Origin of the sequence: Mycolicibacter terrae (assembly GCF_010727125.1) — a bacterium.
Taxonomy (GTDB): Bacteria; Actinomycetota; Actinomycetes; order Mycobacteriales; family Mycobacteriaceae; genus Mycobacterium; species Mycobacterium terrae.
In genome coordinates this window covers 2809392-2835417 of the sequence record NZ_AP022564.1, presented here as the reverse complement: position 1 = coordinate 2835417, position 26026 = coordinate 2809392, and the positions used below count along the sequence as shown (strand labels likewise).

Annotated in this window: 24 protein-coding genes and 2 tRNA genes; 22 read left to right on the top strand and 4 right to left on the bottom strand. The window is 67.7% G+C overall.

Annotation, left to right across the window (positions count from 1 at the left end):
- The first annotated feature begins 127 nt into the window (after positions 1-127).
- From ctaJ to G6N23_RS13505, 3 genes are read left to right on the top strand one after another with little or no spacing between them, the layout of a single operon-like run.
- The gene (gene ctaJ / locus G6N23_RS13515; protein WP_085260245.1) at positions 128-361 is read left to right on the top strand and encodes an aa3-type cytochrome oxidase subunit CtaJ; all 234 of its coding nucleotides are present in this window, start codon (positions 128-130) and stop codon (positions 359-361) included.
- Positions 348-815 (top strand): DUF5130 family protein, encoded by a 468-nt coding sequence (locus G6N23_RS13510; RefSeq protein WP_085260246.1) that lies wholly within the window; start codon positions 348-350, stop codon positions 813-815. The genes ctaJ and G6N23_RS13510 overlap by 14 nt, the downstream gene beginning before the upstream one ends.
- A 23-nt stretch (positions 816-838) precedes the next feature.
- Positions 839-1603 (top strand): hypothetical protein, encoded by a 765-nt coding sequence (locus G6N23_RS13505; protein ID WP_234808552.1) that lies wholly within the window; start codon positions 839-841, stop codon positions 1601-1603.
- 31 nt (positions 1604-1634) lie between these two features.
- Here G6N23_RS13505 and pepN read toward each other — a convergent pair whose 3' ends face one another.
- On the bottom strand, positions 1635-4193 hold the full coding sequence (gene pepN, locus G6N23_RS13500) for an aminopeptidase N (RefSeq protein ID WP_085260302.1): 2559 nt from the start codon (positions 4191-4193) through the stop codon (positions 1635-1637).
- Positions 4194-4254: 61 nt separating this feature from the next.
- Between pepN and G6N23_RS13495 the strand changes: the two genes are divergently transcribed.
- The 4 genes from G6N23_RS13495 (at position 4255) to G6N23_RS13480 (ending at position 6807) form a co-directional block, all read left to right on the top strand.
- On the top strand, positions 4255-4635 hold the full coding sequence (locus tag G6N23_RS13495; RefSeq protein ID WP_085260303.1) for a DUF1304 domain-containing protein: 381 nt from the start codon (positions 4255-4257) through the stop codon (positions 4633-4635).
- Positions 4636-4747: 112 nt separating this feature from the next.
- Entirely contained in the window at positions 4748-5359 is a 612-nt protein-coding gene (locus tag G6N23_RS13490; RefSeq protein WP_085260248.1) for a DsbA family oxidoreductase, read from the top strand.
- Positions 5360-5496: 137 nt separating this feature from the next.
- Positions 5497-5976: a ribose-5-phosphate isomerase gene (locus G6N23_RS13485; protein ID WP_085260304.1), complete on the top strand. Its 480-nt coding sequence runs from the start codon at positions 5497-5499 to the stop codon at positions 5974-5976.
- Between the two features lie 21 nt (positions 5977-5997).
- Positions 5998-6807, top strand: a complete 810-nt coding sequence (locus tag G6N23_RS13480; protein WP_085260249.1) for an Fpg/Nei family DNA glycosylase — start codon at positions 5998-6000, stop codon at positions 6805-6807.
- Here G6N23_RS13480 and G6N23_RS13475 read toward each other — a convergent pair.
- A complete protein-coding gene (locus G6N23_RS13475) occupies positions 6804-8027 on the bottom strand; it encodes a serine hydrolase domain-containing protein (RefSeq protein WP_085260250.1) in 1224 nt (407 codons plus the stop codon). The two genes, G6N23_RS13480 and G6N23_RS13475, sit on opposite strands and share 4 nt — an antisense overlap.
- Positions 8028-8063: 36 nt before the next feature.
- Positions 8064-8134, bottom strand: a tRNA-Gly gene (locus G6N23_RS13470).
- 124 nt (positions 8135-8258) lie between these two features.
- On the opposite strand from G6N23_RS13470, the gene G6N23_RS13465 reads away from it, so the two are divergent.
- The 4 genes from G6N23_RS13465 (at position 8259) to clpP2 (ending at position 11141) form a co-directional block, all read left to right on the top strand.
- Positions 8259-8335 (top strand) — tRNA-Pro (locus G6N23_RS13465).
- A 55-nt stretch (positions 8336-8390) separates the two neighbouring features.
- On the top strand, positions 8391-9812 hold the full coding sequence (gene tig, locus G6N23_RS13460) for a trigger factor (protein WP_085260251.1): 1422 nt from the start codon (positions 8391-8393) through the stop codon (positions 9810-9812).
- A gap of 106 nt (positions 9813-9918) precedes the next feature.
- Positions 9919-10497, top strand: a complete 579-nt coding sequence (locus G6N23_RS13455; protein WP_085260252.1) for an ATP-dependent Clp protease proteolytic subunit — start codon at positions 9919-9921, stop codon at positions 10495-10497.
- 11 nt (positions 10498-10508) lie between these two features.
- On the top strand, positions 10509-11141 hold the full coding sequence (gene clpP2 / locus G6N23_RS13450) for an ATP-dependent CLP protease proteolytic subunit ClpP2 (RefSeq protein ID WP_372508940.1): 633 nt from the start codon (positions 10509-10511) through the stop codon (positions 11139-11141).
- A 26-nt stretch (positions 11142-11167) separates the two neighbouring features.
- Here the strand turns inward: clpP2 and mmuM are convergent, their stop codons facing one another.
- Complete coding sequence (gene mmuM, locus G6N23_RS13445; protein ID WP_085260305.1) at positions 11168-12097, bottom strand: homocysteine S-methyltransferase; 930 nt, start codon at positions 12095-12097, stop codon at positions 11168-11170.
- A gap of 266 nt (positions 12098-12363) precedes the next feature.
- Between mmuM and clpX the strand changes: the two genes are divergently transcribed.
- The 11 genes from clpX (at position 12364) to ndk (ending at position 25928) form a co-directional block, all read left to right on the top strand.
- Positions 12364-13647 carry an ATP-dependent Clp protease ATP-binding subunit ClpX gene (gene clpX, locus G6N23_RS13440; RefSeq protein ID WP_085260254.1) on the top strand — a complete coding sequence of 428 codons (1284 nt, stop codon included), beginning with the start codon at positions 12364-12366 and terminating at the stop codon, positions 13645-13647.
- 288 nt (positions 13648-13935) lie between these two features.
- The gene (locus tag G6N23_RS13435; RefSeq protein WP_085260306.1) at positions 13936-15876 is read left to right on the top strand and encodes a 2-oxoacid:acceptor oxidoreductase subunit alpha; all 1941 of its coding nucleotides are present in this window, start codon (positions 13936-13938) and stop codon (positions 15874-15876) included.
- Entirely contained in the window at positions 15873-16958 is a 1086-nt protein-coding gene (locus tag G6N23_RS13430) for a 2-oxoacid:ferredoxin oxidoreductase subunit beta (protein ID WP_085260255.1), read from the top strand. The genes G6N23_RS13435 and G6N23_RS13430 overlap by 4 nt, the downstream gene beginning before the upstream one ends.
- 15 nt (positions 16959-16973) lie before the next feature.
- Positions 16974-17567, top strand: coding sequence for a molybdenum cofactor guanylyltransferase (mobA, locus tag G6N23_RS13425; RefSeq protein WP_085260256.1), 594 nt, complete (start codon positions 16974-16976; stop codon positions 17565-17567).
- 916 nt (positions 17568-18483) lie between these two features.
- Positions 18484-18807: a transglycosylase family protein gene (locus G6N23_RS13420; RefSeq protein ID WP_197701545.1), complete on the top strand. Its 324-nt coding sequence runs from the start codon at positions 18484-18486 to the stop codon at positions 18805-18807.
- 82 nt (positions 18808-18889) lie between these two features.
- On the top strand, positions 18890-20146 hold the full coding sequence (locus G6N23_RS13415) for a saccharopine dehydrogenase family protein (RefSeq protein ID WP_085260258.1): 1257 nt from the start codon (positions 18890-18892) through the stop codon (positions 20144-20146).
- A gap of 85 nt (positions 20147-20231) precedes the next feature.
- Positions 20232-20825 carry a DUF937 domain-containing protein gene (locus tag G6N23_RS13410; protein WP_085260307.1) on the top strand — a complete coding sequence of 198 codons (594 nt, stop codon included), beginning with the start codon at positions 20232-20234 and terminating at the stop codon, positions 20823-20825.
- Positions 20826-20941: 116 nt separating this feature from the next.
- Positions 20942-23608: a valine--tRNA ligase gene (locus tag G6N23_RS13405; protein ID WP_085260259.1), complete on the top strand. Its 2667-nt coding sequence runs from the start codon at positions 20942-20944 to the stop codon at positions 23606-23608.
- Positions 23605-25020 carry a bifunctional tetrahydrofolate synthase/dihydrofolate synthase gene (gene folC / locus G6N23_RS13400; protein WP_085260260.1) on the top strand — a complete coding sequence of 472 codons (1416 nt, stop codon included), beginning with the start codon at positions 23605-23607 and terminating at the stop codon, positions 25018-25020. Before G6N23_RS13405 ends, folC begins: the two co-directional genes overlap by 4 nt.
- Entirely contained in the window at positions 25017-25367 is a 351-nt protein-coding gene (locus G6N23_RS13395; RefSeq protein WP_085260261.1) for a DUF4233 domain-containing protein, read from the top strand. Before folC ends, G6N23_RS13395 begins: the two co-directional genes overlap by 4 nt.
- A gap of 114 nt (positions 25368-25481) precedes the next feature.
- On the top strand, positions 25482-25928 hold the full coding sequence (ndk, locus tag G6N23_RS13390) for a nucleoside-diphosphate kinase (RefSeq protein WP_085260262.1): 447 nt from the start codon (positions 25482-25484) through the stop codon (positions 25926-25928).
- Positions 25929-26026 lie beyond the last annotated feature (98 nt).

The window sequence follows — 26026 nt, the reverse complement described above, 5'->3', positions numbered from 1 at the left end:
GGCGGACCTCCCATGACTGCCAGGGGCAGCCCTTCCTCACGCTGATCGCCAGTGCGAAGGTATGGCGTCACCATATAGATGCCCATCCGCTGCGCGCAAGGCAAAGCGGTGGGATACGGTCTACGGCGTGAGTGTGTTGTCATTCCTCGGCTACTTCGTCGGCATTCCGGTTTTGCTGGTCTTGTTGCTGTCGGTGCGGATCTGGGTGCAGAAGGGGCCACGCGCGGCCGTCTACCAGATGTCCGACAGCTGGACGCATCCACCGATCCTGTGGGCGGCGACCGATGAGGCGATCGGCGGCGGACATGGTCACGGCAAGTCCGAGTTCAGTGTGGGGGGTGGAGCCAGTGGCAACTGGTGAGGTCGCGACGATCGATCCGGCGGACCTGCCGTACGGGTCGGCGATCACCTACAGCGGTCGGATATCCGGGGTCACCGAGCCCGGCGAGGCCTCGTTGCACTATCCGTTCCCGGTCAAAGAGCTGGTGGGCCTCGATGACGCGCTGACCTATGGGTCGCGGGCGTGCAAGGCGCGTTTCGCCACCTACATCGGCGACCTGGGTTCCGACACCGCTGCGCGGGCCCGCGAGATCCTGGCGAAGGTGCCCACCCCCAACGACGCGGTGCTGATCGCGGTCTCACCGGACCAGCGGGCCATCGAGGTGGTCTACGGCGCCGGCGTGGGTTCCCGCATAGCCCCGGTGGCGGCATCTCAGGGTGTGGCCGCCGCGGCGGCGGCGTTCGCCGACGGCAAACTGATCGACGGCCTGGTCAGCGCGGTGCGGTTGCTCAGCGCCGGCATCACCCCGGCCTAACCCCTGTCGTATCGGTCGCGAGGGTGGGCGTCTCAGCTCGCGCTGTCGCGGTAGTGGCCTCCCCGGCGCACCGCAGCTGGCTGGCCAACCTCGACCGGCGCGCGGTCGCCCCGCAGGCCGTGGCCGCCATCGTGCGCCAGCGGCTCCTCACCCGCGACAGCTTTCGGGTCCTCGACGCGATGGAGCAGGTTACCGACCCGGACGGTAAGAGTTTCTTCGTGATTCCCCGGGGTACCGGCGGTAAAAAGGCCCGTCTCGCGACCCTGTTGACCTACATCCTCAACGCCGGCACCGGCTACGGCCGGACCGCTGTCCGCAACGACTTTCCCGAGACACCGTACGGCGCCGCCGAGGTGGGGCGGATCGTCGAGCGGCAGCACGCGAACCGGTGGAGCTACGAGGCCGTCCGAGGCATCTGCGACACCGGCGGTTGCCTGGTCACCACCCCGCACGGAGTGCTGATGGGGTTGGGCGGCAACCGGTTTCACGCCCAGCTCAGCCGTCGGGCCGGCACCATGTGGGGTGACCTCTTCCTGGTCAACGCCGATCGTGTCTCCGACCCGGCTCGCCGACTGCGTGACATCGTCGAATCCGGACGGATCTCCGGCGATGGCCCCGGCCTGGACCGGCTGCTGCATCACGAGGAGATCCACGCTCGGCAGTGGGCCGCCCTGGGGCCGCTACAGATGCCCGCGCGCTATCTCGCCGAGGAGGCAAGAGCGCGGATCTTCGGCGGCACCAACAGCTTTGAGAGGGACGCGGGGTTATCCGACGGGGGATACCGATGAACCCATCCCGGTCCTGACGGGCAACCGACGATCAGGCGGTGTCGAACGAGCGAGCCCGTAGTGACCGCTCCACCCCCGCCCGGCCCTCCAGGACCAAGCGCCTGAGCGCCGGCGGCACCGCGGGGTCGGCCAGGAACTCATCGGCGGTGTCCAACCCGGCCTGACTGACGTCCCATCCCGGATACAGACCCACCACCACCGTCTGCGCCACCTCGCTGGAGCGCCGCTCCCACACACCGGGAATCGCCGCGAAGTACTTCTCGGCGAACGGTGCCAACAGGTCGCCCTGCCCGGGTTGGACGATCCCGGCGATGATCGCCCGGCCGGTGATGTTGGCCAGGGTGTCGTCCTCGATCACCTGCTGCCAAGCCGTCTGTTTGACCGCCGCGTGCGGCCGCGCCGCCGACGCCTGGGCGCCGTGGCGTTTGCCCGCCGCGGTGGGGTCGCGTCGAACCTCGGCGTCGATCGCCTCGGAGTCCAGCACACCGCTGCGGGCCAGGGCCACCACGATCCGCCAGCGCAGATCGGTGTCGACTGCCAGCCCGGCCAGACCCTGATCCGCCGGGTCGGCATCCAGCAGCGCGGCCAGCACCGCGGTGTGTCGCTCGGACAGCACCGACGTGCACAGCGCGTTGACATAGGCCAGTTGGTGATCCGAGCCGCCCTCGGCCGCGCGGGCCAGTTCCAGCAGACGGTCGGCGAAGGCCGGCCAGCCATGCTGTGCGGCCCAGCCGGGGTCGGCGTAGTAGCCCAGCGCGGTCTGCGCCTGCAGCAGCAGCCGTGAGGCGACCCCGACCTCGGTTTCGGCCTGAATACCGCCTTGCACCAGTGCCAGGAAATCCCGAGCGCGTAGCTCGGCCTCGCGGGTCATCTCCCAGGCCGCCGACCACACCAGCGTGCGCGGCAACGGCTCGGCGATATCGGCGATGCGTTCCAGGGCGGTCGCCAACGACTCCTCATCCAGCCGCAGGGCGCAGTAGGTCAGGTCGTCGTCGTTGACCAGAATCAGCTTGCCGCGCGAAACCCCTTCCAGCCCAGGCACGGCCGTCGCCGGACCCTCGATGTCGAGTTCTTCGCGGTGGGTGCGCACCAGGCGTCCGGTGCCGTCGTCGTCGTAGATACCGATGGCCAGCCGGTGCACCCGGGTCTCGCCTTCGCCCGGGGCGGCGCCGTCCTGGGTGACGGCGAACCGGGTGAACTTCCCGGCGTCGTCGAGATCGAAGTTGGCGCGCAGGGTGTTCAGGCCGGTGGTTTTGAGCCACTGCCGGCCCCAGTCGGACAGGTCGCGGCCGGATGCCTTCTCCAGTGCGGCCAACAGGTCGTCGAAGGTCGCGTTGCCGAAGGCGTGTGCGGCGAAGTAGTCGCGCAGTCCGGCCAGGAAGTGTTCCAGCCCGACGTAAGCCACCAATTGTTTGAGCACGGAAGCGCCCTTGGCGTAGGTGATCCCGTCGAAATTGACTTCGACGGCGGCCAGATCGGGGATGTCGGCGGCGATCGGATGCGTCGACGGCAGCTGGTCCTGGCGGTAGGCCCACGACTTCTCCGCGTTGGCGAACGTCGTCCAGGCGTTGGTGTATTCGGTCGCCTCGCTCTGACACAGCACGGAGGCGAAGGTCGCGAACGACTCGTTGAGCCACAGGTCATCCCACCAGCGCATGGTGACCAGGTCGCCGAACCACATGTGCGCCATCTCGTGCAGGACGGTCTCGGCGCGCCGCTCGTAGGACGCGCGGGTCACCTTGCTGCGGAAGACGTAGTCCTCCAAAAACGTTACGGCACCGGCATTCTCCATCGCCCCGGCGTTGAATTCCGGCACGAACAACTGGTCGTACTTGCCGAACGCATACGGCGTGCCGAAGTTGCGGTGGTAGAAGCCGAATCCCTGCTTGGTCTCGCTGAACAGCCGCTCGGCGTCCATGTGCGGCGCCAGGGAAGCCCGGCAGAACAGGCCCAGCGGGATCTCACCGTGCTCGTCGCGGTAGACGTCGTCCCAGGTGGCGTACGGTCCGGCGATCAGCGCCACCAGGTAGGTGCTCATCTTCGGGGTGGTCGCGAACGTGTGCACACCCGACTCGACTGCGGCCGTGGCGCCGTTGGAGACCACCTGCCAGTGCTCCGGCGCGGTGACCGTGATGTCGAAGGTGGCCTTGAGGTCGGGCTGGTCGAAACAGGCGAACATCCGTTTGGCGTCGGCGGTTTCGAACTGGGAGTATAGGTACACCTCGTTGTCGACCGGGTCGACGAAGCGGTGCAGGCCCTCGCCGGTGTTGGAGTAGTAGCAGTCGGCGTCGATCTCGACGACGTTGTGCTTGTCTAGTCCGGTCAGCGCGATGCCGGTCGACTCGTCGTAGGCCGAGACGTCGAGCGCCCGACCGTTGAGGGTGGCGCTGCGAACGGCCTCGGCGGCGATGTCGATGACCGTGTCGGCGCCGGGCAGGGCGTCGAAGGTGACGGTCGTGGTGGAGCGGAAGGTGCGCTCGCCCGGTTTGCCGTCGCCGTCGGTCAGGTCGAGCGCGATCCGGTAATTGCCGACGGTGACCAGAGCGGCGCGTTCGGCGGCCTGGTCGCGGGTGAGGTTAGGAAGTGCCACGCCCGCCAACAGTAGCCGCCGGGCGGTGCGGGCGAGCGTTCCACCGGGTTTAATGGTCGCCATGCTTGTTGCGGGTTCGATCTTCGCCGCGCTGGCCGCGGCGGTGCACGTCTACATCTTCGTGCTGGAATCGTTGCGGTGGACATCGCCGCGCACCCGAGCGGTGTTCGGCACCACGGCGGAGGAAGCCGAGACCATCAAGATGATCGCGTTCAACCAGGGTTTCTACAATCTGTTCCTGGCCGCCGTGACCGGTATCGGCATTGGTACGTTCGCGTTGGGGCACACCGCTGTTGGGGCAGCGTTGATGTTCGCCGGGCTCGGATCGATGCTGGCCGCGGCACTGGTGCTGGTCGCCTCGGCCACCGATATGGCGCGCGCCGCCGTCGTCCAGGGGGTTTTCCCGGCGATCGCGGTCGTGCTGCTGGTGTTGGGCCTCTGAGGCGAGCAGCGGTCCCAGCGCACCGTGAGATTCCGGTGGGGTTCGGGAACACCCGCCCGGCGGGCATAGTTGTGGTCAAGGAAGCTTCTGTCGTCGGTTGAGAGGATCACCCATGCCCGTGAAATCACACGCCGAGTTCTGGTTCGACCCGCTGTGCCCGTGGTGTTGGATCACCTCGCGCTGGATCCTGGAGGTCGAGAAGGTCCGCGATATCGATGTGACCTTCCACGTGATGAGCCTCGCTGTTCTCAACGAGGGCCGCGACGACCTCTCCGAGGAGTACCGCGAGGGCTTGAAGCAGGCGATGGGTCCGGTGCGGGTGGCGATCGCGGCCGAACAGCAGCGCGGCAACGAGATCCTGCGTCCGCTGTACGCCGCGATGGGAACCCGGATCCACAACGAGAACAACAAGGACTTCACCGACGTCATCGCCGGTGCGCTGGCCGAGGTGGGCCTGCCGGCCGAACTGGCCGACGCGGCCACCACCGACACCTACGACGAGGCGCTGCGCAAGAGCCACCACGCCGGGATGGACGCCGTCGGCAAGGACGTCGGCACCCCGACCATCCACGTCAACGGGGTGGCGTTCTTCGGCCCGGTGCTCTCCCGCATTCCGCGTGGCGAGCAGGCCGGGCAGCTGTGGGACGCCTCGGTGACGTTCGCGTCCTACCCGCACTTCTTCGAGCTCAAGCGCAGCCGTACCGAGTCGCCCGAATTCGACTAGCCGGTCAGGGTTCCCGCGAGCGTGCACAGTTGCACGCCAGAGCGCGGCGTGTCGCGTGCAGACACGCACGCTCGCGGGGATTGCCTCGCGGGGATTGCGCGGGAGGGGAGCGGAGCGGGTCTGACACAATGACCGCCATGCGCGTCTACCTCGGCTGCGACCACGCCGGCTACGAGCTCAAAGAGCAGATCATCGAGCACCTGCGGCAGGCCGGCCACGAGCCGGTCGACTGCGGGGCCTACTCCTACGACGCCGAGGACGACTATCCGGCGTTCTGCATCGCCGCGGCGTCGCGGACGGTGGCCGACCCGGACAGCCTGGGAATCGTGATCGGCGGATCCGGCAACGGCGAACAGATCGCCGCCAACAAGGTGCCCGGGGCCCGGTGTGCGCTGGCGTGGAGCACCGAGACCGCGCAGCTGGCCCGCGAGCACAACAACGCTCAGCTGATCGGGATCGGCGGCCGGATGCACTCCGTCGCCGAGGCGATCGCGATCGTCGACGCGTTCCTGAGCACGCCGTGGTCGCAGGCCGAACGTCACCAGCGACGCATCGACATCCTGGCGGCCTACGAACGCACCCACGAGGCACCGCCAGTGCCCGGCGCCCCCGCCTGACCCGACAAGGACTGGCCTGACATGCCGGAGGGGCACATCCTGCACCGGCTGGCCCGGTTGCATCGGCGCCGCTTCGCCGGCGCCCCGGTGGCGGTGTCGAGCCCGCAGGGCCGGTTCGAATCCGGGGCCGCGACCGTCGACGGAAGGCCCCTGACCCGGGCCGAGGCCTGGGGCAAGCATCTGTTCCACCACTACGCCGGTGGGGCGATCGTGCATGTTCACCTCGGCATCTACGGCCACTTCACCGAGTTCCCGCTCTTTGGCGACGGTGCGGGCGTGCCGGAACCGGTCGGCCAGGTTCGGATGCGCATGATCGGCGCCGAATACGGCACCGATCTGCGCGGCCCGGCGGCCTGTGAGGTGGTCGACGAGGCGCAGGCCGCCGACGTGATCGCGCGACTCGGGCCGGACCCGCTGCGCGGCGACGCCGACCCGGCGCTGGCCTTCAAGCGAATCGCCAAGTCTCGCAGGACTATCGCTGCGCTGCTGATGGACCAGTCGGTGCTCGCCGGTGTCGGCAACGTCTACCGCAGCGAAGTGCTGTTCCGGCATCAGATCGACCCGTATCGACCCGGCACCGACATCGGCGAACCGGAATTCGCCGCGATCTGGGCGGATCTGGTGGCGCTGATGAAGGTCGGGCTGCGCCGGGGCAACATCGTCGTAATGCGGCCGGAGGACGATCACGGCGCACCCGCGTACGCACCCGGCAAGCCGCGCACCTACGTCTACCGCCGAGCCGGGGACCCGTGCCGGCTGTGCGGGACTGCTGTGCGGACCGCTGAACTGGAGGGCCGCAACGTGTTCTGGTGCCCGTCCTGCCAGACCTAGTCGTCGTAGATCGTTTCCCGCCGGGGCCGGATCGGAACGCCGAGCGCCCGATAGATCTCGTTGGACAGCACCACGCTGCGGGGGTCGGCGTTGGCCTGGGTGTGGTCGAAGCGGTTCATCACGTAGCCGTAGGCGATCCGGTGGTCGAGGTCGACGAACGCGAAGGAGCCGCCCAGGCCGCCGTGACCGAAGATTCGCCGGTTGGGCCCGTTGACGCCCTGGGCGTTGAGCATGTAGCCCATGCCCCAGCCGTGCTCGGCGACCCGGGGCCCGAGCACCAGATCGGTTTCGGTGCCGCCCTGCAACACCCGGAGCCGGTCCATGGCGGGACGGCTGAGCAGCTTCTCCTGCACCAGTGCGTTGTAGAACGTGGCCATGCCCAGCGCCGAGACCTGGGCATTGGTGCCGGGGAACTCCAGTTGCCGCCACAGGGTCAAATCGTTGGTGGCGATCTCGTCGTCGGGGGCGAACCCCATCGCCACCGCCAGTCCGGCCTTGGGATGGTCGTCCAACGACGTCGGTCGCTTCGGTGCGCCGGCCGATGCCAGCATCTCCCGGATCGTCGGCTTGCCCACCGGGTCGGCGCAGCGATAGGGCTGCTGGTCGGCCGGCACGCCGATGTGCACCTCGGCTGCGAGGGGACCGGCGACCTCGCTGCGCAGATACTGGCCCACCGTCATACCGGTTACCCGGCGGACGACCTCGCCGATGATGAAGCCGTAGGTCGTCATGTGGTAGCCCTGGGCGGTACCTGGCTGCCACCACGGTTCTGCGGCGGCCAGTCTTTGGCAGACCAGATCCCAGTCGGTGACGTCGCGCCAGTGCATCGGCTCGCGCGGCCCGATCGCCCCGGAGCGGTGCGCCAGCACCATGGCCAGCGAGATGTCACCCTTGCCGGCCCGGCCGAACTCCGGCCAGTAATGGGCCAACGGGACCCGCAGGTCCAGTTCGCCGGCCTCGGCGAGCCGGTGGACGCAGGTGCTGGTCAATCCCTTGGTGCCGGACAGCACGGTGCTCAGCGTGTCTTCCTGCCAGGGGTGCAGGCCCTCGGCATCGGTGGACCCGGCCCACAGGTTGACGACGAGTTCCCCGTCCACGTACGCCGCGACGGCGGCCCCGAGCTCTTCGCGCAGCGTGAAATTGCGTTCGAACTCGTACCGCACCCGTTCGAAGCGCGGCGAGCACGACCCATGAATCTGGACGTGCTGTGTGCCGCCCATTGGCGTGCCTTCCTGCCAGGGAAAATCCCCGTTTCGAGCGGGCGACGGGAATCGAACCCGCGTAGCTAGTTTGGAAGACTAGGGCTCTACCATTGAGCTACGCCCGCAATATCCAGGGCAGACTGTACCGGCGTAGTCGGCCTCAAATCCAATTGGCACTCCCCGTGCGGCCGTGCCGTGCGGGCGGCTGTCTTGCCGTCGGCGCCGGGCCGTAGGATCGCCTGGTCAGTGCGGGGTGTAGCGCAGCTTGGTAGCGCATCCGCTTTGGGAGCGGAAGGCCGCAGGTTCAAATCCTGTCACCCCGACCAACAGCGCGCGCCGCACCGGCACGACTGACCGTCAACGATATCGAGGAGTACGCCCGTGAAGAGCACCGTCGAGCAGCTGACCCCCACCCGGGTTCGCATCAACGTGGAGGTGCCGTTCACCGAGTTGCAGCCGGACTTCGACCGGACCTACAAGCAGCTGGCGCAGCAGGTGCGGATGCCGGGCTTCCGGCCGGGCAAGGCGCCGGCCAAGCTCATCGAGGCCCGGTTCGGCCGCGCCGCGGTGTTGCAGCAGGTGGTCAACGAGGCCCTGCCCAGCCGCTATAGCGAGGCGGTGACCAGCTCGGACCTCAAGCCCCTGGGTCAGCCCGACATCGAGGTCACCAAGCTCGACGACGGTGACCAGATCACCTTCACCGCCGAGGTCGACGTGCGGCCGGACATCGCGTTGCCCGATTTGGAGCAGCTCACGATCAGCGTGGACCCGATCGAGGTCGAAGACGACGAGGTCGACGTCGAGCTGCAGTCGCTGCGCGCCCGGTTCGGCACGCTGACCGGTGTCGAGCGCCCGGCCGCCGAGGGCGACTTCGTTTCGATCGATCTGGATGCCACGGTCGACGGCGAAACGGTGGAGGGGGCCGCCACCGAGGGCCTGTCGCACGAGGTCGGATCGGGTCAGCTCATCGAGGGCCTCGACGACGCCATCGTGGGGCTGTCGGCCGGTGAGAGCAAGTCCTTCACCACCACCCTGGCCGCCGGCCCGCACGCCGGCAAGGAAGCCGAGGTGACCGTCACGGTTCAGTCGGTCAAGGAACGCGAGTTGCCGGAGGCCGACGACGAGTTCGCGCAATTGGCCAGCGAATTCGACACCATCGCCGAACTGCGGGAGAACCTCGCCGAGCAGGTCTCCCGGACCAAGCGCATCCAGCAGGCCGAGAAGATCCGTGAGGCGACGCTGGCGGCGCTGGTCGAGCAGGTCGACATGCCGCTGCCCGAAGCCGTGGTGCAGGCGCACGTCGACAATGCGCTGCACAACGCCCTGCACGGTCTCGACCACGACGAGAACAAGTTCGCCGAGGCGCTTCAGGAGCAGGGCTCCTCGCGGGCCGAGTTCGACGCCGAGACCCGCGCCGAGGCCGAGAAGTCGGTCAAGACCCAACTGTTGCTCGACGCGCTCGGCGACAAGCTCGAGATCCAGGTGGGCCAGAACGATCTCACCCAGCACCTGGTGCTGATGTCGCGTCAGTACGGCATCGCACCCCAGCAGCTGATGCAGTTCCTGCAGCAGAACAACCAGTTGCCCGCGGTCTTCGCCGACGTGCGTCGGGGTATGGCGCTGGCAGCGGCGGTGCGGGCCGCCTCGGTCAGCGACACCGACGGCAACGTGATCGACACCGCCGAGTTCTTCGGTGCCGACAAGACCGCCGGGGACGACGGGGACGACGGGGCCAGCGGGGCTGAGGGGGCAGAGGGGGCCGCAGACGACGCGGTCGAGGCCGAGGCGGCATCCGACGAGTGACGCTGTAAGCGAACGAAGCCGGTTCGGGCCGCCCACAGCGCCGCCGGTTCGTTAGGGTCTTAAACAGGTCTCGGCATATGAATCTCGAGAAAGCAGGTATCCCACTGTGAGCCAGCCCGGTCTGAATCTCGTCGACTCCGTATACGAGCGGTTACTGCGAGAACGCATCATCTTCCTGGGGTCGCAGGTGGACGACGACATCGCCAACCGGCTGTGCGCGCAGATCCTGCTGCTGGCGGCCGAGGATCCGACCAAGGACATCTCGCTGTACATCAACTCCCCGGGCGGTTCGATCAGCGCCGGGATGGCGATCTACGACACCATGGTGCTGGCGCCCTGTGACGTCGCCACCTACGCGATGGGCATGGCCGCCTCGATGGGCGAGTTCCTGCTCGCGGCGGGCACCAAGGGCAAGCGTTACGCGCTGCCGCACGCCCGGATCCTGATGCACCAGCCGCTGGGCGGGGTGACCGGCAGCGCCGCCGACATCGCGATCCAGGCCGAACAGTTCGCGGTCATCAAGAAAGAGATGTTCCGGCTCAACGCCGAATTCACCGGTCAGCCGATCGAGCGCATCGAGGCGGACTCCGACCGCGACCGCTGGTTCACCGCCGCCGAAGCCCTGGAATACGGCTTCGTCGACCACATCATCACTCGCGCCCACACCAACGGAGCCGCAAAATGAACCTTGAAACCATGCGAGCAATCCAGCCGCAGGCGCGCTACATCCTGCCGTCGTTCGTCGAGCACTCCAGCTGGGGCGTCAAGGAGTCCAACCCGTACAACAAGCTGTTCGAGGAGCGCATCATCTTCCTCGGCGTGCAGGTCGACGACGCGTCGGCCAACGACATCATGGCCCAGCTGCTGGTGCTGGAATCGCTGGATCCCGACCGTGACATCACCATGTACATCAACTCCCCGGGCGGCTCGTTCACCTCGCTGATGGCGATCTACGACACCATGCAGTACGTGCGGGCCGACATCCAGACGGTCTGCCTGGGTCAGGCTGCCTCGGCCGCCGCGGTGCTGCTGGCCGCGGGCACGCCGGGCAAGCGGATGGCGCTGCCCAACGCGCGGGTGCTGATCCACCAGCCGTCGCTGTCGGGGGTGATCCAGGGTCAGTTCTCCGACCTGGAGATCCAGGCCGCCGAGATCGAGCGGATGCGGACCCTGATGGAGTCGACCCTGGCCAACCACACCGGCAAGGACCCCGAGGTGATCCGCAAGGACACCGATCGGGACAAGATCCTCACCGCCGCCGAGGCCAAGGACTACGGGATCATCGACACCGTTCTGGAGTACCGCAAGCTCTCGGCGCAGACGGCGTAGCTAGCTGTGCAACACCGAGCGTGCACTCAGCGCGAATTTCCGGAGGGATTTTCGCGCTGAGTGCACGTTCGGCGTAATGCGGCCGCCACGGCCGCGATGTCGGCCGGACTAACCCGGCAGCAGCCACCGACGATGCGCGCTCCGGCGGCCACCCACTGCGGCACCAGCTCGGGGGAGAAGCGCGCCGGCCCGGCCCAGCGACGATGCCGGGCGTCCCAGTCCTCCCCGCTGTTGGGGTAGACGATCACCGGCTTGCCGGTGACCTCGCGGGCAATTGCGATGGCCGGCAGCACATCCTGGGGTGCGCAGCAGTTCACCCCGACCGCGACGATCTGTGGCACCCCGGCGGCGACGGCGAAGGCGTCCCGCAGCGGCTGGCCCGCACGGGTCGATGCGCCGTCGATGGTGTAGCTGAGCCAGGCCGGTACTTCCGCTTCGCGTACCAGGCCCACCAGGGCCTCGGCTTCGTCGACGTCGGGCACGGTTTCCAGCGCGAGCACGTCAGCTTCGGTGGCGGCCAGGACCTCCAGCCGGGGCCGGTGCCAAGCCGCCAGCTGGGCGACCGAAAGTCCGTACCGGCCAAGGTATTCCGAACCATCTGCACGGGCGGCGCCGTACGGGCCGACCGATGCCGCCACCCAGCGGGTGGTGTCGTCGGCGGCGCGCGCCGTCGCGCGGGCCAGTTCCACGCTGCGGCGCAGCAACGCTTCCGCGCCGGCACGGTCGATCCCGCGGGCGGCGAAACCGTCGAAGCTGGCCTGGTAGCTGGCAGCGGTCGCGATCATCGCCCCGGCGGCGAAGAACGCGGCGTGTACGGCGGCGATGTCCGCGGGGGCGTCGAGCAGCAACCGGGCCGACCACAGCGGATCCGACAGGACGGCACCGCGGGCTTCCAGTTCGGTTGCCAGCCCGCCATCGGCGACTAGCACGGTATGGTCGGGCACGGCGAACCCCACGTTCGCCACTGTATGGCTCCTCGGTGCCGCCTGTCTCACGGCCGGGTAACGGCGACGACACGCTCACGCCACGCCAGCGCGTCACACGCAAGGGATGGCGGCACGGGCGATATCTTCGTGGAGCAGACATACCGGCCCAGAAACGAAATACCAACGACGCGATTCGGCCTTATAGGTCGCCTCGCACCGGAATGAGCGGGTAGCGTCGGGGCAGACACCGGTACCCCGACGACGAACGGCGAACAGGAAGTAGGTCCTAACGCACCATGGCGCGCATCGGAGACGGCGGTGACTTGCTGAAATGTTCGTTCTGCGGGAAGAGCCAGAAGCAGGTCAAGAAGCTCATCGCGGGTCCGGGCGTCTACATCTGCGATGAGTGCATCGACCTGTGCAACGAGATCATCGAAGAGGAGCTGGCCGACGCCGACGACGTCAAGCTCGACGAGCTGCCCAAGCCCGCTGAGATCCGGGACTTCCTGGAGGGCTATGTCATCGGTCAGGACACGGCCAAGCGCACGCTGGCGGTCGCCGTCTACAACCACTACAAGCGCATCCAGGCCGGCGAGAAGAGTCGCGATTCCCGGTCCGGTGAGCCGGTAGAGCTGACCAAGTCCAACATCTTGATGCTGGGCCCCACCGGCTGCGGCAAGACCTATTTGGCCCAGACCCTGGCCAAGATGCTCAACGTGCCGTTCGCGATCGCCGACGCCACCGCGCTGACCGAGGCGGGCTACGTCGGCGAGGACGTGGAGAACATTCTGCTCAAGCTGATTCAGGCCGCCGACTATGACGTCAAGCGCGCCGAGACCGGGATCGTCTACATCGACGAGGTCGACAAGATCGCCCGCAAGAGCGAGAACCCGTCGATCACCCGCGACGTCTCCGGCGAGGGCGTACAGCAGGCGTTGCTGAAGATCCTGGAGGGCACCCAGGCGTCGGTTCCCCCGCAGGGCGGGCGCAAGCACCCGCACCAGGAGTTCATCCAGATCGACACCACCAACGTGCTGTTCATCGTGGCCGGGGCGTTCGCCGGACTGGAGAAGATCGTCTCCGACCGGGTCGGCAAGCGCGGCTTGGGTTTTGGTGCCGAGGTCCGGTCCAAGGCGGAGGTCGACACCGTCGACCACTTCGCCGAGGTGATGCCCGAAGACCTGATCAAGTTCGGATTGATCCCGGAGTTCATCGGCCGGCTGCCGGTGGTGGCCTCGGTGACCAACCTCGACATGGAATCCTTGGTCAAGATCCTCTCGGAGCCGAAGAATGCTCTGGTGAAGCAGTACACCCGGCTGTTCGAGATGGACGGGGTGGAACTGGAGTTCAGCCAGGACGCGCTGGAGGCGATCGCCGATCAGGCCATCCACCGCGGCACCGGGGCCCGTGGGCTGCGCGCGATCATGGAGGAAGTGCTGCTGCCGGTGATGTATGACATCCCCAGCCGCAACGACGTCGCCAAAGTCGTGGTGACCAAGGAGACGGTGCAGGACAACGTGTTGCCGACGATCGTTCCGCGCAAGACCTCACGCGCCGAGCGTCGCGACAAGAGCGCCTGATCCCCGGCGGCGCCACCCGCGCCGCCGAAGGTTACTCACCGGTAGTGAAACTTTCTTAAAGTTGAGTTGCCGCCAAACGTGACCAAAACCACATTTCGGTACCCAATGGTCCGAGAACTCGGCCGTGACGTCGGGGTTTAACAATAAGTCGGTAGGGTTGCGAGACGGTGTGGCGTCGAACCGTCTCTAAGAACGGTGCAATAATCGGTACCGCCAGTGACAGAAAAAAATGTGGGTACGCCAGCCGCGCTGTGCGAGCCCGGGGAGACAGTGATGGAAGGCGGGGCCGTGGGTCCGAGCGGTAACGGAGCCGGGTCGGCGCCCGGGCGCCAAAAACTCGAGAAAGTCGTGATCCGTTTCGCCGGGGACTCCGGTGACGGCATGCAGCTCACCGGCGATCGCTTCACCTCCGAGGCGGCGCTGTTCGGCAACGACCTGGCCACCCAGCCCAACTACCCTGCCGAGATTCGCGCTCCTCAGGGCACCCTGCCGGGCGTGTCGTCGTTCCAGATCCAGATCGCCGACTTCGACATCCTGACGGCCGGTGACCGCCCCGACGTGCTGGTGGCGATGAACCCCGCCGCCCTCAAGGCCAACATCGGCGACCTGCCCCGCGGCGGGATGGTGATCGTCAACTCCGACGAGTTCACCAAGCGCAACCTGGCCAAGATCGGCTACGAGGCCAGCCCGCTGGAGACCGACGAGCTCACCGACTACGTGGTGGTCCCGGTCGCGATGACCTCCCTGACGCTGGGCGCGGTCGAGGCGATCGGCGCGACCAAAAAAGACGGCGCCCGCGCCAAGAACATGTTCGCGCTCGGCCTGCTGTCCTGGATGTACGGCCGCGAACTCGCCCACAGCGAAAGTTTCATCCGGGAGAAGTTCGCCAAGAAGCCCGACGTCGCCGATGCCAATGTGCTGGCGCTCAAGGCTGGTTGGAACTACGGCGAGACCACCGAGGCGTTCGGCACCACCTACGAGATCTCGCCGGCCAAGCTGCCGCCGGGCGAGTACCGCCAGATCTCGGGCAACACCGCGCTGGCCTACGGCGTCATCGCCGCCGGCCAGTTGGCCGACACCCAGGTGGTACTGGGGACCTACCCGATCACCCCGGCCTCGGACATCCTGCACGAGCTGTCCAAGCACAAGAACCTCAACGTGCTGACCTTCCAGGCCGAGGACGAGATCGCCGGTATCGGCGCGGCGATCGGCGCCTCCTACGGCGGCGCGCTGGGCGTCACCAGCACCTCCGGCCCGGGCTTGGCGCTCAAGGCCGAGGCGCTGGGCCTGGCCGTGATGACCGAACTGCCGCTGTTGTTGATCGACGTCCAGCGTGGCGGCCCGTCGACCGGCCTGCCGACCAAGACCGAGCAGGCGGACCTGCTGCAGGCGCTGTACGGCCGCAACGGCGAGTCGCCGGTCGTGGTGCTGGCGCCGTGCACGCCGTCGGACTGCTTCGAGGCGGCCATCGAGGCCGTGCGGATCGCGCTGGCCTACCGCACTCCGGTGGTGCTGTTGTCCGACGGTGCGATCGCCAACGGGTCCGAGCCGTGGCGCATTCCCGACATCAGCGCGATGGAACCCATCGAGCGCAACCTGGCCAAGGCCGGCGAGCCCTTCCAGCCCTACGCGCGTGACCCGGAGACCCTGGCCCGCCAGTTCGCCATCCCCGGCACCCCGGGTCTCGAGCACCGGATCGGTGGGCTGGAGAAGGCCAACGGCTCCGGGGAGATCTCCTACGAGCCGGCCAACCACGATCTGATGGTTCGCCTGCGTCAGGCCAAGATCGACGGCATCAAGGTTCCCGACCTGGTCGTCGACGACCCGAGTGGCGACGCCGAGTTGCTGCTGCTGGGTTGGGGCAGCTCGTACGGCCCGATCGCCGAGGCGTGCCGGCGGGTCCGGCGCGGCGGCGTCAAGGTGGCGCAGGCGCATCTGCGCTACCTCAACCCGCTGCCGGCCAACCTGGGCGAGGTGCTGCGGCACTACCCGAAGGTGGTGCTGCCCGAGATGAACCTGGGCCAGTTGGCGCTGCTGCTGCGCGGCCGCTACCTGGTCGACATCCAGTCCGTGACCAAGGTGGCCGGAAAGGCATTCCTCGCCGACGAGGTGGAGGGGATCATCGACGACGCGCTGGCCGGGACGCTGGCCGCGCGGGAGAACGAGAAGGCGTCGCTGGCCAAGGCCGCGGCGGTCACCATTGCGGGTACAGCAGGAGCGAACTCATGACCGCAGATCTCACGGCCGAATCACTGGTCGGTACCGAGCTGGGGCTGACCGCCCTGAGCGGGGTGCCCACCACCGACGAGGCGCAGAAGTCGAAGGACTTCACCTCCGACCAGGAGGTGCGCTGGTGCCCGGGGTGTGGCGACTACGCCATCCTCAACACGATGCGCAACTTCCTGCCCGAGCTGGGGGTGCGCCGGGAGAACGTGGTGTTCGTCAGCGGTATCGGCTGCTCCAGCCGTTTCCCGTACTACATGAACACCTATGGGGTGCACTCGATCCACGGTCGCGGCCCGACGTTCGCCACCGGGCTGGCGACCGCCCGCGAGGACCTGTCGGTGTTCCTGATCACCGGTGACGGCGATGCGCTGTCGATCGGTGGCAACCACCTGATCCATACCCTGCGCCGCAACGTCAACATCACCATCCTGTTGTTCAACAACCGGATCTACGGTCTGACCAAGGGGCAGTACTCGCCGACGTCGGAGACCGGCAAGATCACCAAGTCGACGCCGTTCGGTTCGCTGGACAACCCGTTCAACCCGGTCTCGCTGGCGATCGGCGCCGAGGCGACCTTCGTCGGGCGGGCGTTGGACTCCGACCGCAAGGGCCTCACCGAGGTGCTGCGGGGCGCGATGGAGCACCGCGGCTCGGCGCTGGTGGAGATCCTGCAGGACTGCCCGGTCTTCAACGACGGCTCGTTCGACCTGCTGCGCAAGGACGGTGCCGAGAACCGCATCATCAACCTCCGCCACGGCGAGCGGATCGTCTTCGGCGCGGAGGACGAGTTTTGCGTGATCAAGACCGGCTACGGACTCGAGGTCGCCAAGACCGCGAACGTTTCGGCCGACCAGATCGTCGTGCACGACGCCACCCTGGCCGATTCCTCCTACGCGTTCGCGCTGTCGCGGCTCTCCGAGCAGGACCTGTCGCACTTCCCGATGGGTATCTTCCGCAAGATCAGCAAGCCCACCTACGACGACCAGGCGCGCGCGCAGATCGCCGAAGCCCGGCAGGCAAGCGCACACGACACCGCCGCACTCCAGGCGCTGCTGCGTGGCCGCGACACCTGGACCGTGGACTGAGGCGAGCCTGACGTCATGACGCCCCGGTTGGCCGGGGTCGTGTTGGCCGGCGGCGCATCGCGCCGGATGGGCCGCGACAAGGCCACCCTGACCGTGGCGGGTCGGTTCGAGGGCCGGACCCTGGTGGAGCACCTGGTGTCGGTCGTCTCCCAGCGTTGCGATCCGGTCTTCGTGGTGGCCGCCCAGGAGCAGGCATTGCCCGTTCTTGCCGCGCAGGTGTTGCGCGACGAGGTGCCCGGGCTGGGTCCGCTGCCGGCCATGGGGCTCGGCCTGCGTGCGGCGGCGCGCGCCGGTGCCGAACGCGCGTTCGTCTGCGCCGTCGACATGCCGTTTCTCACTCCTGAGTTGATCGGCCGGCTGGCGGAGTGTTCCCGGGAAGTCGGAACCGCCGGTGTGGCCGACATCGTGCTGCCGAGAGCGGGGCGGGACCACTACCTGGCCGGGGTCTACCGCACCGCGCTGGCCGAGACCGTCGATGCGCTGGTCGCCGCCGGCGAACGGCGGGTGGGCGCGCTGGCCGACGTGGCCGACGTCGAACGAATCGTGTTGACCGATGCGTCCCCGCTGGCCAACCTCAACTCACCGGACGACGTGGCGGGGCTGTCGTGAGCGCAGCGCCGAAGCCGCGCGTTTCGAGCCGCTGACAGCAAATATCGTTCGGCGATTTCGACAACGGAATCCGCAGTGCCGTAATTAGCGTAAACAAATCTTATTTTTATCTCGGCGAGATAGGCCGATGATTTCGGCTGCGCGCGGACTCTGTCGCACTTCGGACCGGCCCCGGCCTGGGAGCGAAATCCCTTGCAGTCGAACGCTGTTCGTTCGTTTGCAACCGCGCGCGGGCTGACACAGTCGACAGGCTGTAATCGTCGATAAACAACGCGCATGACTTTCTCGGGCCGGGCGGAAAAACCAAGCACGGCCGACGATTATCGAAGCCCGTGACCTGGGGGGCAGAGATCCGGATTGGTGGTGGCGGCCCGGCGCCCCTGCGGCTCGATGAGGTCCACGACCTGCACTTAATGGGACAGATGTTGCGCATGTGGCGGGTTAGGCAGGCGAACCGGACCGCGTCGGCGGGCCACCCGGGCGCGAAACCTACCGTTTCAAGTGGCCCAGCCCACAAAATAGCCGTGATTTGACTCACGAATTTTCGGCGCGCGCTGAACGCACCGCGGCCCGAAAAATTATTGCTGACCTGGCGCAACCATTCGACCCCTCGCTGTAATAGTTTCGTTATTTGCCCGAAATACCCCCGTCATGCGGTTGGACTTGTCGCATCAACGTTTCGTAAATTTCCACTCGCCCGACTGCAGGGCAAACAAATTGAATCCACGGAACCGCGTGTGAGCGGGGCCGCGGGCGGCCCCTGAATGCTTCCGCGGTGCCGGGTGTCCTCCCGGCGGGCAGATCCTGCCCCCGCTGTCGTGCCTGACCGAGATGGCACGTCTCGAAGATCACTCCGCCTGGAAACCAGGCACACCAGCCCTTGCACTTCGGCGCGCGCACTGCGAAAGGAACGATGTTGAAGAAGGTCCGGAAGCCCCTCACCCTGGCCGCGATCGCCGGCGCCCTGATCACCGGCGCGGTCGTCCTGTCCGACGCCACCGCCAAGGCGGACAGCGTCAACTGGGACGCCATCGCGGCCTGCGAGTCCGGCGGTAACTGGTCGATCAACACCGGTAACGGCTACTACGGCGGCCTGCAGTTCAACGCGGGCACCTGGCGTGCCAACGGCGGCAGCGGTATGCCGCACAACGCCAGCCGGTCCGAGCAGATCCGGGTGGCCGAGAACGTGCTGCGCAGCCAGGGCATCGGCGCGTGGCCGGTCTGCGGCCGTCGCGGCTGACCTTCTCGATGACGCGGCGCCGGGCGATGAGCCCGGCGCCGTCGTCGTCAGGGGGATGAGGGCGGCGGGTAGCGTCGGGTCCATGTCTGAGACGCCACGTGAACTCGACGTCATCGTCTACGGGGCGACCGGCTTCGCCGGGAAACTGACCGCCCAGTACCTGACCCGCGCCGGCGGTGGCGCCCGGATAGGTCTGGCCGGCCGCTCGGCGGAACGACTGCACGCGATCCGCGATGAGCTCGGCGCCACCGCCCAGGACTGGCCGATCGTGGTGGCCGACGCCGACAACCCGGCGACCCTGGAGGCGATGGCGGCCCGCACCCGGGTGGTGATCACCACAGTCGGCCCCTACACCCGATACGGACTGCCACTGGTCGCAGCCTGTGCGGCAGCGGGCACCGACTACGTCGACCTCACCGGCGAGGCGATGTTCGTGCGAGAGAGCATCGACCTCCACCACAAGCAGGCCGCCGACAACCGGGCCCGCATCGTGCACGCCTGCGGCTTCGACTCCATTCCCTCGGATATGAGCGTCTATGCGCTCTACCGGGCCGCGGGCGACGACGGCAGCGGTGATCTGCTCGGCACCGACCTCGTGGTGCGGAGCTTCTCCGGCGGGGTGTCCGGCGGCACCCTGGCCTCGATGGTCGAGGTGCTGCGGACGGTCTCCGGCGACCCGGAGGCCCGACGCCAGCTCTTCGACCCCCACACCCTCAGCGGCGATCGGCCCGCCGAACCCCGCCTGGGCCCCGAACCCGACCTGGCGTGGCACCGGGGCCGCGACATCGCGCCGGAACTGGACGGAATTTGGACCGCCGGCTTCGCCATGGCGCCCTACAACACGCGCATCGTGCGGCGCAGCAACGGATTGCTGGACTGGGCCTACGGCCGCCGCTTCCGCTACGCCGAGCACATGAGTTGCGGCTCATCGGCCGCCGCGCCCGCGCTGTCGGGATTTGCGACCGCGCTCGGCAAGGCGACCTTCGGACTCGGTGGCCACCTGTTCCGGCTACTGCCGGACGGGTGGCTGGAGCGGGTGTTGCCCAAGCCGGGAACCGGCCCCAGCCAAAGCACGCGCGAAAACGGCCACTACCGCGTCGAGACTTACACCACCACGAGCAGCGGAGCACGCTACCGGGCGGTCATGGCGCAGCAGGGCGATCCCGGCTACCAGGCCACCTCGGTGTTGCTGGCGGAGAGTGCGCTGGCCCTGGCCCTGGACCGCGATGCACTGTCCGACCATTACGGGGTGCTCACCCCGGCGGCCGCGATGGGCGATGTGCTGCTGGCCCGGCTTCGCGCAGCGGGTGTGACGCTGGACGTTTCCCGGCTGAACTGACCAGTGCAGGCCGGCTGCGCTTTCCGCTAGTGTCATTTTCGACCGCTGTCACTGCAGGACCCCAGCAACGAAGGTGGACGAAATCATGGCCGAACTTGACGACCTCTTCGCGCAGATCCCCATCCAGGACATCGCCAACCGGCTTGGTGCCGACTCGGGTGAGGTGGACAGCACCATCCGCACCCTGGTTCCGGTGCTGGTCAGTGGACTCAGCCACAAAGCCCAGGACCCGGGCCAGGCCGACGACATCGCCAGCACGGCCAACACCTTCGCGGCCCAGGGGCTGCTGGACAACGCGCTCGGCGGCAACCAGGCCGAGGGTCAACAGCTGATCTCGACCATCTTCGGCGGCAACGACACCAGCCAGGTCGCCTCGGCGCTGTCGGGCGCCGGTGCCGGCAACAACGACCTGCTGCAGAAGCTGCTCCCGATCATCGCGCCGATCGTGCTCGCCTACATCGGCAAGCAACTCAGCGGTCAGAAGGCCGAGCCGGCCCAGCAGCAGGCCTCCGGTGGTGGCGGCCTCGGTGACGTCCTGGGCAGCATCCTGGGTGGCATGGCCTCCGGCGGCGGCGCCAAGAACCAGTCGATGGGCAGCATCCTGGGCAACATGCTCGGCGGTAAGACCGGCGGCGCCATCGGCGACATCCTCGGTGGGCTGCTCGGCGGCAAGAAGTAGCCGCGGAGGCCCGCGACGGTAGAAAGACCCCTGAATCCGGGTGGATTCGGGGGTCTTTTCGTAGGCGCCGCATCCCTCCGGGGGAACCACTCGGCCGTCGTTCCTAGAATTGAGCGGTGACCGCCACCCCCAACGCCGCCAACGCCGATCACCTCCCCAAATCCTGGGAGCCGGGTGCGGTCGAGGACGCGATCTACCAGCGCTGGGTGGATGCCGGCTACTTCTCCGCGGATCCGGCCAGCACCAAGCCCGGGTATTCGATCGTGCTTCCCCCGCCGAATGTCACCGGCAGCCTGCACATGGGGCACGCACTCGACCACACCCTGATGGACGCGTTGACCCGCCGCAAGCGGATGCAGGGCTATGAGGTGCTGTGGCTGCCGGGCATGGACCATGCCGGTATCGCGACCCAGAGCGTGGTCGAGCGCCAGCTCGCCGTCGACGGCAAGACCAAGGAAGACTTCGGCCGTGAGCTGTTCATCGACAAGGTGTGGGAGTGGAAGCGGCAGTCCGGCGGCACCATCGGGGGCCAGATGCGCCGGATCGGCGACGGGGTGGACTGGAGCCGAGAACGGTTCACCATGGACGAGCACCTGTCGCGCGCGGTCCGCACCATTTTCAAACGGCTCTACGACGCCGGCCTGATCTATCAGGCCGAACGACTGGTCAACTGGTCGCCCGTGCTGGAGACCGCGATCAGCGACCTCGAGGTCAAATACGAAGACGTCGAAGGCGAGCTGGTGTCGTTCCGGTACGGCTCGTCAGACGACTCACAGCCTCACATCGTCGTGGCCACCACCCGACTCGAGACCATGCTGGGCGACACCGCGATCGCGGTGCACCCCGACGACGACCGGTACCGCAAGCTGGTCGGGACCAGCTTGGCGCACCCTTTCCTGGACCGGGAGATCGTGGTGGTCGCCGACGCCCACGTCGACCCCGAATTCGGCACCGGCGCCGTCAAGGTGACACCCGCCCACGACCCCAACGACTTCGAGATCGGCCTGCGGCACCAGCTGGCGATGCCTACCATCCTGGATTCCAAAGGCCGGATCAGCGGCACCGGGACGCAGTTCGACGGCATGGACCGTTTCGAGGCGCGGGTCGCCGTGCGTGAAGCGCTGGCCGCCCAGGGGCGCATCGTCGCCGAGAAGCGGCCCTACCTGCACAGCGTCGGACATTCCGAGCGCAGCGGCGAGGTCATCGAACCCCGGCTGTCGATGCAGTGGTGGGTCAATGTGTCGTCGCTGGCCAAAGCGGCCGGCGACGCGGTTCGCAACGGCGACACCGTCATTCATCCCAAGAGCCTGGAGCCGCGGTGGTTCAGCTGGGTCGATGACATGCACGACTGGTGCATCTCCCGGCAGCTGTGGTGGGGCCACCGCATCCCGATCTGGCACGGTCCGGACGGGCAGAAGGTGTGCGTCGGACCCGATGAGACCCCGCCGGAGGGCTGGGAGCAGGACCCCGACGTGCTGGACACCTGGTTCTCCTCGGCGTTGTGGCCGTTCTCCACGATGGGCTGGCCGGATGCCACGCCCGAGTTGGAGAAGTTCTATCCCACCACCGTCCTGGTGACCGGCTACGACATCCTCTTCTTCTGGGTGGCCCGAATGATGATGTTCGGCACCTTCGTCGGTGACGACGACGCACTCACCGGCGGGGGAACGCGCGGAGCTCAGGTTCCGTTCCGGAACGTGTTCCTGCACGGCCTGATTCGCGACGAGCACGGCCGCAAGATGAGCAAGTCCCGCGGCAACGGAATCGACCCGCTGGACTGGGTGGAGGCCTTCGGCGCCGATGCCCTGCGATTCACCCTGGCCCGCGGCGCGAGTCCCGGTGGCGACTTGTCGATCGGCGAGGACCATGCCCGGGCGTCCCGCAACTTTGTCACCAAGCTGTTCAACGCCACCCGGTTTGCGCTGCTCAACGGCGCGCGACCGGCACCGCTGCCGTCGCCCGACGAGTTGACCGATGCCGACCGCTGGATTCTGGGGCGGTTGGAAGAGGTGCGCGCCGAAGTGGATTCGGCATTCGACGGCTACGAATTCGGCCGCGCCTGCGAGGCTCTCTACCACTTCGCCTGGGACGAGTTCTGCGACTGGTATGTCGAGTTGGCCAAAACTCAGCTGGGAGATGGGCTCTCGCACACCACCGCCGTGCTGGCCGCGGTGCTCGACACTCTGCTGCGGCTGCTGCATCCGGTGATCCCGTTCGTCACCGAAACCCTGTGGCAGGAGCTCACCGGGGCAGAGTCCCTGGTGATCGCCGACTGGCCGGAGCCGTCCGGAATCGTCCTGGACCAGGTTGCCGCACAACGGATCACCGACATGCAGAAGTTGGTGACCGAGGTGCGCCGGTTCCGCAGCGATCAGGGCCTCCGCGACCGGCAGAAGGTTCCGGCCCGCTTGACCGGAATCGACGGGGCCGACCTGGCCACCCAGGTGGCCGCGGTGACGTCGCAGGCATGGCTGACCGAGCCCGGAGCGGATTTCACGCCGTCGGCCACCGTGGAGGTGCGGTTGGGACCCGGCAACCGGGGAAGCACCGTGGTGGTGGAACTGGACACCTCCGGCACCGTCGACGTCGCCGCCGAACGGCGGCGCCTGGAAAAGGATCTGGCGGCCGCGGAGAAGGAGCTGGTCGCCACCGGTGCCAAGCTCGACAACGAGGCCTTCCTGGCCAAGGCTCCAGAAGCGGTGGTCGACAAGATCCGGGCCCGCCAGCAGGTGGCTCGCGACGAAGTGGATCGGATCACCGTGCGTCTCGCGGGCCTGACATGACCGATCATCCGGTCGGCACCACCGAGCCGACCCCGGACGAGATCGCGGCCCTGTTGCAGGTCGAGCACCTGCTCGACCAGCGGTGGGGCGAAACCAAGATCGAGCCGAGCCTGACGCGGATCAACGCCCTGCTGGAGTTGCTCGGCTCCCCGCAGCGCGGCTACCCCTCGATTCACGTCGCCGGCACCAACGGCAAGACCTCGGTGGTCCGGATGATCGACTCGCTGCTGACGGCTTTCAGCCGTCGTACCGGGCGCACCACCAGCCCGCACCTGCAATCGGCGGTCGAGCGCATCGCCATCGACGGCGTGCCGATCAGCCCGGCCGGGTACGTGGAGACCTACGCCGAGATCGAGCCGTTCGTGCAGATGGTCGACGCGTCCTCGCAGGAGCAGGGCGGGCCGGCGATGAGCAAATTCGAGGTGCTCACCGCGATGGCGTTCGCGGCGTTCGCCGACGCCCCGATCGACGTCGCGGTCGTGGAGGTCGGCATGGGCGGCCGCTGGGACGCCACCAACGTCGTCGAAGCGCCGGTGGCCGTCATCACCCCGATCGGCATCGACCACGTCGACTATCTCGGCGACGACATCGCCGTTATCGCCGCGGAGAAGGCCGGCATCATCCACCGGTCCGCTGATGAGCTCGTCGACACCGTGGCGGTGATCGCTCGTCAGGTGCCCGAGGTGATGGAGGTGCTGCTGGCCCAAACGGTGCGCGCGGATGCCGCGGTGGCGCGGGAGAACTCCGAGTTCGCGGTGCTCAGCCGCCAACTCGCGATCGGCGGACAGATGCTGGAACTGCAGGGCCTGGGCGGGGTGTACCCGGAGATTTTTCTGCCGCTGCACGGCGAGCACCAGGCGCACAACGCGGCGCTGGCGCTGGCGGCGGTGGAGGCGTTCTTCGGTGCGGGCGCCGAGCGCCAGCTCGACGTCGAGACGGTTCGGGCCGGCTTCGCCGCGGCGCGCAGTCCCGGCCGGCTGGAGCGGATGCGCAGCTCGCCGACGGTCTTCATCGACGCCGCGCACAACCCGGCCGGTGCGGCCGCCCTGGCGCAAGCGCTGACCGACGAGTTCGGCTTCCGGTTCCTGGTCGGGGTGGTCAGCGTGCTGGTCGACAAGGACGTCAGCGGCATTCTCGCCGCCCTGGAGCCGGTGTTCGACAGAATCGTGGTGACCCACAACGGTTCTCCGCGCGCCTTGGATGTCGAGACGCTGACCGCGGCAGCCGTGCGGTGGTTCGGCGACGACCGGGTGGTGACCACCGAGACGCTCGGGGACGCCATCGACACCGCGACCGCGCTGGTGGATGAGTTCGACTCCGAGGGGGACACCGCGGGAACCGGCATCGTGATCACCGGCTCGGTGGTCACCGCCGGTGCCGCCCGCACCTTGTTCGGAAAGGATCCGGCATGACCGACCAAACCGCGGCGCCCGATCCGTGGCGCGGATTCCGCGGCGTGATGGCGGCGACGCTGATCCTCGAGGCGATCGTGGTGCTATTGGCGCTGCCGGTGGTCCACGTGGTCGGCGGGGGACTGACACCGGCGTCGCTGGCGTACCTGCTGGGCCTGGCGCTGGTGCTGCTGCTGTTCACCGGTATCCAAGGCCGGTCCTGGGCGATCTGGGCCAATCTGGCGCTGCAGCTGGCGCTGGTCGCCGGTTTCGCGGTCTATCCCGGCGTGGGGGTGATGGGCCTGGTGTTCACCGCGGTGTGGGCACTGATCGCCTACTTCCGTGCCGAGGTGTTGCGCCGCTCATAGCGCAGCGGCTATTCGGTACGCTGACGCCGGTGCCGCTGGCGACGAGGCGGTGGGGGCGCCCCCAGCCCCGCAGCGGCGAGGGTGACGTCAGCGATGAGGAGGAGCGGCGCTTTCATGACTGAGCGGACATTGGTGCTGATCAAACCGGACGGGGTTAACCGCCGGTTGGTGGGCGAGATCATCAGCCGGATCGAGAACAAGGGCTTGACCCTGGCGGCCCTGGAGCTGCGGCCGGTGCAGCAGGCGGTGGCCCGGCAGCACTACGGCGAACACGAGGGCAAGGCGTTCTTCGCCTCGCTGCTGGACTTCATCACCTCCGGGCCGGTGGTCGCCGCCGTGGTCGAGGGACCGCGGGCCATCGAGGCGTTCCGGCAGTTGGCCGGTGGCACCGACCCGGTGGCAAAGGCCACCCCGGGCACCATTCGGGGTGATTTCGGTTTGGAGACCCAGTTCAACTTGGTGCACGGCTCCGATTCGCCGGAGTCCGCCGAGCGGGAGATCGCGCTGTGGTTCCCCGACCTCAAGCCGTCGGCTCCGACGTCTCCCATGACACTGGCCTGACGTCGTAGTTAATGCCTTTCGTCCGGCATGCGCCGGTTGTGTGGGATACTGACCAACGGGTGAACGTCACCGGACCGGTTTCCGACACCCGAATGAAG

Coding starts and splice junctions, on each gene's coding strand:
- G6N23_RS13410 (WP_085260307.1), top strand. CDS start 20,232: ATGGCCGAACTTGACGACCTCTTCGCGCAGATCCCCATCCAGGACATC.
- G6N23_RS13480 (WP_085260249.1), top strand. CDS start 5,998: ATGCCGGAGGGGCACATCCTGCACCGGCTGGCCCGGTTGCATCGGCGC.
- G6N23_RS13475 (WP_085260250.1), bottom strand. CDS start 8,027: ATGGGCGGCACACAGCACGTCCAGATTCATGGGTCGTGCTCGCCGCGC.
- G6N23_RS13395 (WP_085260261.1), top strand. CDS start 25,017: ATGACCGACCAAACCGCGGCGCCCGATCCGTGGCGCGGATTCCGCGGC.
- G6N23_RS13415 (WP_085260258.1), top strand. CDS start 18,890: ATGTCTGAGACGCCACGTGAACTCGACGTCATCGTCTACGGGGCGACC.
- clpX (WP_085260254.1), top strand. CDS start 12,364: ATGGCGCGCATCGGAGACGGCGGTGACTTGCTGAAATGTTCGTTCTGC.
- clpP2 (WP_372508940.1), top strand. CDS start 10,509: ATGCGAGCAATCCAGCCGCAGGCGCGCTACATCCTGCCGTCGTTCGTC.
- ndk (WP_085260262.1), top strand. CDS start 25,482: ATGACTGAGCGGACATTGGTGCTGATCAAACCGGACGGGGTTAACCGC.
- G6N23_RS13485 (WP_085260304.1), top strand. CDS start 5,497: ATGCGCGTCTACCTCGGCTGCGACCACGCCGGCTACGAGCTCAAAGAG.
- G6N23_RS13495 (WP_085260303.1), top strand. CDS start 4,255: ATGCTTGTTGCGGGTTCGATCTTCGCCGCGCTGGCCGCGGCGGTGCAC.
- mobA (WP_085260256.1), top strand. CDS start 16,974: ATGACGCCCCGGTTGGCCGGGGTCGTGTTGGCCGGCGGCGCATCGCGC.
- G6N23_RS13430 (WP_085260255.1), top strand. CDS start 15,873: ATGACCGCAGATCTCACGGCCGAATCACTGGTCGGTACCGAGCTGGGG.
- folC (WP_085260260.1), top strand. CDS start 23,605: ATGACCGATCATCCGGTCGGCACCACCGAGCCGACCCCGGACGAGATC.
- G6N23_RS13490 (WP_085260248.1), top strand. CDS start 4,748: ATGCCCGTGAAATCACACGCCGAGTTCTGGTTCGACCCGCTGTGCCCG.